The organism is Streptomyces sp. NPDC046335, assembly GCF_055587985.1.
Genome location: NZ_JBVJFF010000001.1, coordinates 37,490 through 48,869 on the forward strand (window position 1 = coordinate 37,490; position 11,380 = coordinate 48,869).

The 11,380-nt window shown below is 74.0% G+C and carries 5 protein-coding genes; 1 reads left to right on the top strand and 4 read right to left on the bottom strand.

Annotated elements, in window-relative coordinates:
* Window positions 1–165: 165 nt before the first annotated feature.
* Both ACZ6JY_RS00140 and ACZ6JY_RS00145 read right to left on the bottom strand, forming a co-directional pair.
* Complete coding sequence (locus ACZ6JY_RS00140; RefSeq protein ID WP_469190638.1) at window positions 166–1,731, bottom strand: hypothetical protein; 1,566 nt, start codon at window positions 1,729–1,731, stop codon at window positions 166–168.
* Window positions 1,728–5,246, bottom strand: coding sequence for a bifunctional glycosyltransferase/CDP-glycerol:glycerophosphate glycerophosphotransferase (locus ACZ6JY_RS00145; protein ID WP_469190640.1), 3,519 nt, complete (start codon window positions 5,244–5,246; stop codon window positions 1,728–1,730). Before ACZ6JY_RS00145 ends, ACZ6JY_RS00140 begins: the two co-directional genes overlap by 4 nt.
* Before the next feature lie 148 nt (window positions 5,247–5,394).
* Here ACZ6JY_RS00145 and ACZ6JY_RS00150 point away from each other — a divergent pair, with 148 nt between their 5' ends.
* Window positions 5,395–7,512, top strand: a complete 2,118-nt coding sequence (locus ACZ6JY_RS00150) for a bifunctional glycosyltransferase/CDP-glycerol:glycerophosphate glycerophosphotransferase (RefSeq protein WP_469190642.1) — start codon at window positions 5,395–5,397, stop codon at window positions 7,510–7,512.
* On the opposite strand, the gene ACZ6JY_RS00155 is transcribed toward ACZ6JY_RS00150, so the two are convergent.
* On the bottom strand, window positions 7,496–10,351 hold the full coding sequence (locus ACZ6JY_RS00155) for a stealth conserved region 3 domain-containing protein (protein ID WP_469190644.1): 2,856 nt from the start codon (window positions 10,349–10,351) through the stop codon (window positions 7,496–7,498). The genes ACZ6JY_RS00150 and ACZ6JY_RS00155 overlap by 17 nt on opposite strands.
* Complete coding sequence (locus ACZ6JY_RS00160; protein WP_469190646.1) at window positions 10,348–11,331, bottom strand: hypothetical protein; 984 nt, start codon at window positions 11,329–11,331, stop codon at window positions 10,348–10,350. Before ACZ6JY_RS00160 ends, ACZ6JY_RS00155 begins: the two co-directional genes overlap by 4 nt.
* Window positions 11,332–11,380 lie beyond the last annotated feature (49 nt).

An 11,380-nucleotide genomic window follows, 5' to 3' on the forward strand; every position in this document is an offset into this window, starting at 1 on the left:
GCGGTTCTGGGCAGGTGGCTGAGACAGGGTGCGGTCCACGGTGGGGATTTTAGTGGTTATTGGTAATTATCCGATTAGGTGAGCATTCGTGGCTTCCGCGTACCCGATACGGGCGTGACGAATCCCCCCACCCCCGGCCTCCCAGTCCCACTCCCCCCCGTCCCACTACCCCCGTCCCCCGACCCGCGCCAGCACCTCCCCCGTTCCCCTGCTCCAGTCCACGACCACCGCCTCCGGCGGCATCTTCTGGTCCCGCGTCAGGAGCAGCCACCGCACGTCGTACCTGCGTACGATCGCCGCCCGTTCCGCGCGGGTGGAGCCGGGAGCGAGGTAGGCGCGCACGGCGTCGAGGCGGCGGTTGCGCACCCGTTCGTCGAGTGAGGCGTCCGGCCAGGCGGGCGCGACGAGGTTGGCCCCGTAGCCGGGGACGGACCGCGTGGGCCGGTAGCCGTTGGTCAGGACGATGTCGCCGTGGCGCATGTGGCCGACCGCCCAGCCGTAGTCAGGCCAGCGCGGCGGCTGGTCGAAGCCGATGGGGTCGAGCGCGCGCGGCACGACCGCACCGGCCTGGATCTGGAAGAACCCGACGCCCGCCCCGAGCGCCACCGCTCCGGCGAGCGCCCCGCGCCGCCACCCCCAGGTGCGCGGCGCCGCCAGCTCGATGGCGAGGGCGAACTGAAGCGGCACCAGCGTGAGGCCGAGGATGCGCCCGTAGGTGTAGTGGCCGCTGAACCAGCCGTACGCGACGACCAGGCACTCCAGGGCGAACATCAGTACCAGCGGATCACGCCGGTCCCTGCGGAAGCGCAGCCACAGGGCGGGCAGGCCGAGCAGCGCGAGCCAGAAGCGCTGCGGCATATCGGTGTAGAGCTGGCGGTGGATCCAGTCGACGGACTCGTCACCGACCAGGGAGAACACGCTGTAGTACGGCCACACCGAGGCGACCACCACCGCCGTCAGCGCGGTCACCGCCCAGCGGAGACTCACCGCCCAGCGGAGACTCACCGCCCAGCGGGAACTCACCGCCCGGCCGACACTCACCGCTGGGGCCGCGAACGCGGCCACGCCGATCACCGCCGCCACCGAGGAGATCGGATGGATGAGCAGGATCAGGCCGCACAGGGCGCCGAGCCCCACGTACGGCCAGAGGCCGCGGCGTGGTTCGCGGGCCAGCGTGCCCGCCCACGCCCAGGCCCAGAAGGCGAGGCCGATCGCGAACGTCGACGGGTAGCCGAGATTGCCCGTCATCGACATCAGGCCCAGGTAGCCGCTCCACCACGCCATCCGCGTGCCCCAGAGCAGCACCATCGCGGCCAGCGCGAGGACCGGCGCCCAGGGGCGGGGGGTGAGGACGCGCACGAAGCGGCCGATGCCGGTCAGGAGGACGAGCAGGTTGACCGGGCCGGTCAGCTTCACGACCTGGCGGCCCGCCGTTCCCGTCAGCTCGGCGAACAGGCCCTGGGCCACCGCGTACGGGGAGTAGTACGGGCTGCCCTCGCCCGGCAGGTCCGCCATGGGGTGGGCGGGGTGCAGGAGGTCGTCCTTGAGGCGCTCGACCACCGCCGCGTGCTGCCCGAAGTCGCAGCACATCGGGACCCGCCAGAAGGCCAGCGACATCACCAGCCAGAAGAGGCCGCCGAAGACGGCGTACGGGGAGGGGCGCCACCGGCCGCCGCCGTACAGCGCCGTGGCGCCGTTGGGGGTCCTGCGGGTGACGAGCGTGCCGGTCACCGCATGAGCCTCTCCGCCACGCGGGCCGCCGCACCGCCGTCGTCGAGGTCGCAGTAGGCCTCGCGGAACGCCGCGTACGCCTCCGCGTGCCGGGCCGCGATCGCGTCCAGGTCGCACAGGGCTTCGACGACCTCGCCGGTGGAGGTGAGCAGCGGCCCCGGCGCGCTGGTCTCGAAGTCGAGGTAGAAGCCGCGCACGGTGTCGCGGTAGTGCTCCAGGTCGTACGCGTGGAAGAGCATCGGGCGCCCGGTGTGCGCGAAGTCGAACATCAGGGAGGAGTAGTCCGTGACCAGGACGTCCGCGATCAGCAGGAGTTCCGCGGCCCTCGGGTGCGCCGACACGTCGTGCACGAAGGGCGGCCGGGCGCCCGGCAGCCGGCCCGCCGTCAGCGGGTGCTTGCGGACGAGCAGGACGTGGTCGTCGCCGAGCGCGGACTCGGCGGCGCCGAAGTCGAGTGCGGGCTCGTAGCGGAACCGGCCGGGGCGGTACGCGAGGTGGTCCCGGTACGTCGGCGCGTAGAGCACGACCCGCTTGTCCGGCAGGATGCCGAGTTCGCGGCGAACCCGGTCGGCGACCTTGCCGCGGTCGTCGCCGAACAGCACGTCGTTGCGGGGCGAGCCCGCTTCGAGCACCTCACCGTCGTAGGCGAGGGCGCGGCCCAGATGCGGGGTGGAGAAGCGGTTGGGCGAGACGAGGACGTCCCACTGGCGGGACAGCCTCGGCAGGGCGTCGAGGTGGCCGTGGTCGGCGTAGAGCGTGTCGGTGAGGTCGGTGCCGATGCGCTTGAGCGGGGCGCCGTTCCAGGTCTGTACGACGGTCTGGCCCTCGCGGCGCTCGAAGAAGTCCGGCAGATGTCCCGAGGTGACGATGCGGCGGCAGCGCGCCAGCGCCTCGTACCAGGCGGCGCTGTGCTCCTCCACGCCCTCGGCGCCGGCGGGAACGCGGGTCTGCTGGTCGTGCGTGACCCAGAGGTGCGTGACGTCGGCGCCGCGCCGCACCAGCTCCTCGTGGACGGCGCGCGGGGAGTCCCCGTCGAAGTACAGGACGGCGTCGGTCAGCGGCCGTTCGCGGCAGCTCGGGTAGTGGGCGGTGCGCAGCCTGTGCTGCCGGTACGCGCCGCGTTCGGAGCGTGCGAGCACGGGCCCCGCCTCGACGAGCAGCCGGTCACCGAACCGCCGGTCGGCGGCGAAGTCCCGCCCCTGGACGGCCTGACGCAGGGGCATCCCCGCGGAGACGGAGGCGAGCAGCCGCACGGGCATGCCGTCGCGGACGTGAGCCGCCGCCCCGGGGCCGGGAGAGCCCGTCTCCCGCAGGAACGCGTACCACCGCCCCTCCCGCAGCGCCCCGCCGCCCGGCGTGAGCACCGCGCGGAAGCGGTCGCCGGTGCGTTCGGCGGGGACCGTCAGTTCCTCGTCGCGGCCGCTGTGCCGCAGGACGAGTTCGGCCTCGGGCCAGCAGGCGGCCGTGGCCACGCCCTCGACGGTCAGCGTGCCGTCCGCGCCCCACTCGACGCGGTCGGCGACCGGCTGCCGGGTCAGCTCGACGACCAGGGCGCCCTGGTCGTTGGCGGTGGCGCACAGGTCCCGGCCGGGGCCCGCGGGGTAGCGTCCCGGCGCCAGGCCGAGCGTGGCGGCGAGGGACTTCAGGGTGCCGTCGGGCAGCACCAGGTTGGCCTGCCAGCGGTCGCCGTGCGGCGGTTCGACCTCCTTGGGCGCGAGGTGCGGCACGGGCGCCACCCCCGTCAGGTCCGCGAGGCGCACGCGGACCTCGAAGCGGCTCCCCGTGAGGTGCAGCGGGTAGTCGAAGTGGGCCCCGGAGTGCTTGTGGGTGAGGCGCAGCGACTCGGGGCGCAGACCGCCGGGCAGGCTGCCGCTCAGGACGACGTCGCACCCGTCGAGCCGGTGGGCGTCCACGCGCGCCGCGTACTCCTGGACGCGCAGCACGAGCCGCCCCTTGCTGTAGCCGACGGCCAGGCGCAGCCCGTCGCCGAGCTCGCGCACCAGGGTCTGCGCGGCGGGCCCGTCGGCGGCGCGGACGGCCGCGCGGCGCACCGAGCCGTGGCCCGCGACGACCACGCCGAGCAGCCAGTTGCCGGGCCGCCAGCGTCCGCCGGTCTTGAGCTGCTCGGGGTCGACGGTCATCTCGAAGCCGGAGAGGTCGTAGCAGTGCAGTTGCTGCCGTGACTGCTCGGTGGCCTGCGGCGCGGTGACGGTCCGGGTCGGCACCCGGCGGAGCTGCCGCCTGCCGGCCGTCGATCTGAGCAGGCCGGTCTTGATGGAGTGGCCGGGCCGCGTGGCCTCCAGGTTGCGCACGTAGGCGTAGCCGCTGATCCGCAGCTTGCCGTCGTCGCCCCACCGGGTCTCGCCGACGCGGGCCACCACCGGCAGCTCGTGCTTGCCGAGCCGCGCCAGCTTCTCCGGGATGGGGCCGACGCCAGGGAGGACGGCGCGGCGCCGCACCGTGCCACGCACGTGGAAGGCGGTGCCGTTGGCCCGCTCGAAGGCGAGCAGGTCGATGAGTTCTGCGGTGCGCGTCTCCCGTACGAGGTGCCACTTGACCCGCAGGTCGACGGGGAGCCCCGCGATGACGGACGGATCGGCGCGGCGCAGGAAGGCGGCGGTGTCCGTCATGAAGGCGGCGCGGTACTCGGGGCCGCCCATCGGCAGCCCCTCCAGGAAGTACACGAAGTCGTCGCGCAGGCAGGACGCGTCGTACGTCTTCTTCAGCCGGGGCGCGTGGGTGGCGAGGAAGCCGCTGACGTGGGCGCACGCGGCGATGCGGTCGCGCACGCCCTTGACGTCGGTGCGCCGCCGGGTGATGGAGCCCTCGCGCACCCGCCAGTAGTAGACGTGGTCGCTGAGCACGTCCACGGACCCGGCGAGGAAGTGCGCCGGGATCATCACGGGGGTGTCCTCGTAGAGCTTGCCCTCGGGGAAGGCGAAGCGGTGGCGGTCCCAGAAGGAGCGCCGGAAGACCTTGTTCCAGGCCACGCGGTCGGCGAGGAGGTCCAGGTCGCGCGTGATGTGCGTACGGGTGCGGGGCTCGGTCAGCCACTTGTACTGCCAGGCCTGGGAGCGGCCGCGCTCGGTCAGCCGCCAGACGTTGCCGCTGGCGAAGTCGGACCCCGTGGCGTCGAGGCTCGCGATCATCCGCTCGTACGCGTCGTGCGGCACGACGTCGTCGCTGTCGACGAACGTGAGGAACTCCGCGGTGGGGGACGCCTCGCGCACGCCGGTGTTGCGGGCGGCGCTCAGCCCGGCGTTGCGCCGGCGGACGTAGACGAAACGCGGGTCCTTCGCGGCGAACTCGCGGGCGATGCGCGGGCTGCCGTCCGTCGAGCCGTCGTCGACGAGGATGCATTCGAGGCCCCCCGAGCCGTCGAGGCCACCCGAGCCCTCGGGTCCGCCCGGCCGGCCATGGCCGCCGATGGTCTGCCGGGCGATCGACTCAAGGCACTCCTGAAGGAACTCCTCGACGTTGTAGATGGGCACGACGACGCTGAGACGGGGCTGCACGGCGACCGGCCTTTCGTGAGAGTACGGGCATATTTATCCCCTTTGCCCGCTGCTCGCTCGCGCTGGTCAGCCACTTCGCCGCCTTCCACCCGGATGAGTGACGCCAGGTCTTCGACAGGCGGTGTCCGGCTGGCTACGGTCAGTTGTCATGTCGCGCTTCTCGGTCGTCGTCCCCGCCCACCGCGTCCAGGGCTACCTGCGGGGATGCCTCGACTCCGTGCTCGGACAGTCCTTCGCCGACGTCGAGCTGATCGTCGTCGACGACGCCTCGCCGGACGCCTGTGCGGCGATCGCCGGGGAGTATGCGGAGCGCGACCCGCGCGTGCAACTCGTACGGCTGCCCGAGCGGTCGGGGACGGGCGCCGCCCGCAACACCGGCGCCGACCGCGCCACCGGCGAACACCTGCTCTTCCTCGATGGCGACGACCTGCTCCTGCCGGGCGCACTCGACGCCCTGGACGCCGCCGCCGCCGAGCACGGCGAGCCGGACGTCCTGCTCTTCGCGCACGACCGCGTCGACTGGTGGGAACACGTGCGGCCAGGCGGCGACCGCCTCACCGGCGACCCGCTCGCCCACACCCCGGCCGCCTGGAACCGCCTCTTCCGGCGCGCCTTCTGGCACGAGCGGAAACTCGCGTTCTCCGAAGGGCCCTACGAGGACGTGGTGCCCGTCCACACCGCGACCCTGCGGGCCGGGGACCGCGTCGCCGTCCTCGACCGGCCGTGCGTGCGCTGGCGCGAGCGGCGCGGCGGCAGCTTCTCCAAGACGCCGGGCGGGCAGCACTTCGCCGTCGTCGAGCGGTACGAGGAGCTGCTCGACGCCGCGGAACCCGCCGACCGCGCCCGGCTCCTGCCGCACGCCGCCGCGCACCTCATCGCCGTCCTCGACGACCCGGGGCGCGTCCGCGCGGCCGACCGGCGCGACTTCTTCCGCGAGGCGGCGCGGGTGTACCGGACGTACGCGGCCGAAGGGCCCGAGGAGCCCGGGGAGCCCCGAAGCCATCCCCGGGGCCCCGAGGAGAAGGCGCTCGCCGCCGCCTCCTACGCCGCGTACGCGGGCCTCCGCGAGGCCGGCACCCGGCGGCTGCGCCTCACCAGGGAGCTCAAGCGGCGCAAGAAGAAGCTGCGCGCCCTCGCCATGCGCGCCGTCTACCGCGCCGACCTGCACCGCTCCCTCGACCCCCACCTCGCGGTCTACGGGGCCTACTGGAACCGCGGGGTCTCCTGCAACCCGGCCGCCATCCACGCCAAGGCCCGTGAACTCGCCCCGCACATCAGGGGCGTGTGGGTGGTCTCCAGCCGCAACAAGCACAAGGTGCCCGCGGGCGTGGAGTACGTCATCGAGGGCTCCCGCGGCTACTGGGAGGCGATGGCGAGAGCGACGTACCTCGTCAACAACTCCAGCTTCCCCGGCGGCTTCACCAAGCGCCCCGGACAGGTCTACCTCCAGACCCACCACGGCACGCCGCTGAAGACGATGGGCCTGGACCAGCGGCGCTACCCCGCGGGCACGCACGGCATCAGCTTCCAGAAGGTCCTCGACCACACCGACCAGTGGGACCTCAGCCTCTCCGCCAACCCGCACTCCACGGAGGTCTGGGAGCGGGTCTACCCCTCCGCCGCCTACCGGCCGCTCGAAGCGGGCTACCCCCGCAACGACGTGTACTTCACGACGGGCGACGAGGAGATCGCCCGTATCCGCGCCGGGCTCGGCGTCGGCGACGGGCGGACCGTGCTGCTCTACGCGCCCACCCACCGCGACTACCAGAAGGGCTTCCAGCCCCGTCTGGACCTCGCGCGCTTCGCCGAGCGGCTGGGACCCTCGTACGTCGTGCTCGTGCGCGCCCACTACTTCTACGGCGCCGCCGCCGGGCTCGACCGGCATCCGCAGCTCGTCGACGTCACGGGCCACGCGCGCGTGGAGGACCTCTGCCTGGCCGCCGACGCCCTCGTCACGGACTACTCCTCGCTGATGTTCGACTACGCCTGCCTGGACCGCCCGATCGTGACGTACGCCCCGGACTGGCAGGCCTACCGGCTGGCCCGCGGCACCTACTTCGACGTGCTCTCCGGGCGCCCCGGCGAGACCCCCGGCGCGACGGCCACCACCGAGGACGCCCTGGTGGACCTCTTCAGGGACGGGAGCTGGGACTCCCCGGAGGCGGCGGCGCTGCGCTCCGCCTTCCGGGCCCGTTTCTGCCCGTACGACGACGGGGGAGCCGCCGAGCGGGTGGTCCGCGAACTGTTCCTCACGGCGCGTCCGTGACGGCTCCCGGCCGTTCGTAGGGCGAGCGCACCGGGAAGTACGCCGTCAGGAAGGACCGGACGGCGAGCGCCATCTCCTCGTCGGCCATGCCGCTGTCGTGCGACTCGCCGATGCAGAACGCCGTCCGGTCCCGGTTCTGGAGCAGCCGCCCGAGCCGGGCGTGGTCCTTGCGGTCCCCGATGTCCACGAAGTCGTACGAGATGCCGCTGGGCACGGCCCGTCCGGTGAGGTACGCGTAGTGGTGGTGCAGGGACGAGACGACGGCGAGGTCGGCGGTCGAGCGGAAGCGGCTGCGGGACGTGGCCCGCCACTCCTCGGGGAACCGTTCGGCGATCTCCGCGAGGATGCTGCGGCGCAGCGCGTACGGCACGTGGAAGAAGCTGTGCGTCGTCGTCCTGCCGAACTCGCGGCGCAGCAGTTCCCGGTTGTTCTTCGCGGCCCCCAGGTAGCCCTCGTCGTCCGGGGAGACCGGCAGGTCGGGCACGGACGCCGACGACCAGAAGAAGCGGGCGATGCCGTTGCTGTGGAAGAACGTGTCGGGGTTGGTGGGGCGGCCGAGGAACATGTCGTCGTTGAAGTAGAGGAAGTGCTCCGACAGGCCCTCGATGCGGTGGAGCTGGGACTCGATGGAGTGCGAGTTGAAGGTCGGCAGGCACGCCCCCGGGTCGGCGAAGAGGTCGCGGTGGTCCACGACCGTCAGGCCCGGATGGTCCTCGTCGAGCCAGTCGGGGCGCTGGCCCGCCGTGACGAGGTGGACGTGGCGGATCCACGGCGCGTACATCGCGAGGGAGCGCAGCGAGTACCGCAGCTCGTCGCGGTTGCGGAAGCGCACCGCGCCGTCGTCCGCGGTCTCCCTCGCCCCGCCCCGCGCCGCGTCGCGCAGGGCCCGCCACTCGGGGTCGGAGTCGTCGACCCAGGTGTAGACGGCGTCGATGGGGAAGTCGATGTCCTTGACGAGGAGTTCGGTGAACACGCCCACGGTGGGATGGTCCCGCTCCGCCACGCGCAGGGTCGCCGTCGGCGTGAGCGAGGGCAGCTCCGCCCCGGCCAGCGTCGCGCCGAACGGCGCCCGGAAGCCCTCCGTGCCCAGCGGGCCGCCCTCGGTCCGCGGCCAGAACGCCACCGTGCAGGCCTGGCCCGTGCCGTGCCGCAGTGACAGCGTGGTCGTCGTCACCGGCTTGAAGACCCTGACGCCCGCCACCTCGCCGATGGCGTCGAGGCGTTCGGCGAGGACCGCGCCCGGCGCCGCGTCGCGCGGGTTGACCAGCTCGGCGTAGACAGGCTGCCCGGCGAGCGCCCCGGCGAGGGCCTTGAGCGCCTGGTCCCGGTGTTCGGCGGCCACGGCGAGGGTGTGGGCCGTGCCGTCGACGGTGCGGACCTTGATGTAGGGGACGTCGTGCGACGCGAGGGCGTCCGCGGTCAGTTCGAGGTTCCAGTCCGCCATGCGGGGGGCGAGGACGTCGTCGCGGCGTTCGGCGAGGCGGCCCACCGAGCGGATGACGCGGCCCGTGGTGTCCGCGGCGATGATCTCGTCCTCGCGGGAGTGCTCGCCGGCCGCCGCCGCGGCGTCGAAGGTGTGCGGGGCGGTGGGCCGGAACCCGCAGCCGCCGGACGCGACGCCGAGCGCCACGCGGTCGGCGCGCTCCCGCAGCCGCCCGGGACGGCCGCGCCCCGCCACGAGCCGCCGGTACAGCTCCTCCCAGCGGGCGGTGACCGCGGCCGAGGAGAAGCGCGCGTAGACGCCCTCGCGCGCGGCACGGGCGTAGCCGCGCCGCTTCGCCGCGTCCCCCATCAGCTCGTCCATGGCCACGGCCAGCTCGGTGATCTGCCCCGGCGGCACCAGGAGCCCGTCGACGCGGTGCCGCACGATCTCCGCGGGCCCCGTCAGCACGTCGTACGCGACCACCGGCACCCCGGCGGCCAGCGCTTCGAGGAGGACCAGCGGGAACGCCTCGTTGTGCCCCGCGGTCATCAGGCTGAGCCCGGCCTTCGCCCACTCGGCGGCCATGTCCTGGCAGGGGCCGAGCAGTTCGACGCGGTCGTGCAGGCCGAAGCCGTCGACCAGGCGCCGCAGATGCTGCTCGCGGTGGCCGCCGCCGAAGATCCGCAGGGTCCACTCCGGGTGCGCGTCGGCGACCTCGGCGAAGGCCCGCACGGCGTGGTCGACGCGCTTCTCGCCGGTCAGCCGCGCCGCCATCACGATGACCTTGCCCTCGCCGTCGGCGCGCGGCCTGAAGCCGTCCGGCACGGCGTTGGGGATGACGGTGAGCTCGGGCGCGGTGGGCCCGAGGGACTCCGCGATCCAGTCCCGGGTGCGGCCGGTCAGCGTGACGAGGGCGTCCAGGCGCGGCGCGTGCAGGAGCAGCGGCTCGCCGGAGGTGCCGCGCCGCTGGGTGGGGCGGTGCTCCTGGTGGACGGTGACGACCCGGGCGGGGACGAGCGTCACGGCGGCGGCGAGCAGCGCGGGCGTGGTGGTGACCAGGACGTCGGTGTCCAGGCCCGCGAAGGCGTCGGCCATCTCGATGTCCGAGAGCCGGTCGAAGGCGTCCTCCCAGGCGGGCCTGATCAGCTCGCTGGGGAGCGCGGCCAGCGTGCGGCACGCTCCGTCGTCGAGCTCCGATGCGCGCACCGGGCGCTCGGGGGTGAGCGTGCGGTCCACCAGGTAGCGGACGGGCAGGGCGCGCGCCTCGGCGAAGAACGGCTCGTCGCGGGTGCGGAAGACCGAGATGACCTCGACCTCGACGTCCGGGCGCTCGGCGAGGTGCTTGGCCTGGGTGTACGTGGCCAGCTCGGTGCCGCCCATCTCGTCGCCCCAGCCGAGCAGGTACGTGATCTTCATGAGGTCTCCTTGGTGCGCTCCCGGGTGGTGGTCCGCGGCGTGCGGGGGCGTTCCGGGTGCTCCCGGGTGAGGCCGGTGATGTCCCAGCACGTCACCGCGAAGGCGCCGGTCCCGGTGAAGTGGGCGTGCGCCCGCACCAGCGCCCCGTCCGGCAGCGCGAAGACGCGGAAGGGCGTGGGGCAGGCCGCGGAGGGGTCCCGCACGTCGGACAGCCACCGCCCGAGCGGCAGACCGCTCACCCTGAGGTCCCACACCCACTGGCCCGCCCCGGCCCCGGTCATCGCGGCGAGCGGCACCCGCAGCGTGAACTCCGCGCCCGACCACTCCACGTCGACGGGGACGGTCACCTTGTCCCTGCGCCGCACGGCCTCCCCGTACCGCTCCCCGGGCGCAGCGCCCACCAGCCGTCCGCGCACGGTGATCCCGTCCCCGCGCGGCTCGAACCGCACCAGTTCCGCGCGCGGCAGCGACCGCGTGGCCTGGAGCGCGGCCCGCCCGCCGCGGCACCTGACGATCCGCACGAGGGTGCCGGTCAGCGGGTCGGGGGCGTGCGGCAGGGTCGGCGTGGCGAGCGGGGCGGCGTCACCGGCGGGCGTGAGACCCCGGCGCCGTACGCGGCCGTCGGCGCCCCGCGTCTCGACGGCGAGCCGCCACACCCCGTCCCGCATGTCCCGCAGGGTGACCGTGGCGGTGAGCAGCGGCGTGCCCGCGGTGTCCGGTTCGTGGGCGAGGGGGACGGCGAGCCTGCGCGGGCCGCGGGTGATGAGCAGCCGGGCGCGGTCCGTGGCGTCGGCGGCCGAGGCGTCGAGGGCGACGTTGAGCGTCCTGCTGTCCCGCAGCGAGAGGTGCACGGGCGCGAGGAGCGGCTCGGGCCGCGAGGTCCGGCCGCGCGTCCGCCCGGCGGCGGCCCGCTCGATGCGGAACCGCGTGCTTCGCGTGGCGGCGCGCAGCCGGCGCGGGGTGAACCCAATGCGGTGCATTTGCCCACTTTGCCCCGCGCCTGCCGGTCGCCCCCTCGCTCACCGGGCG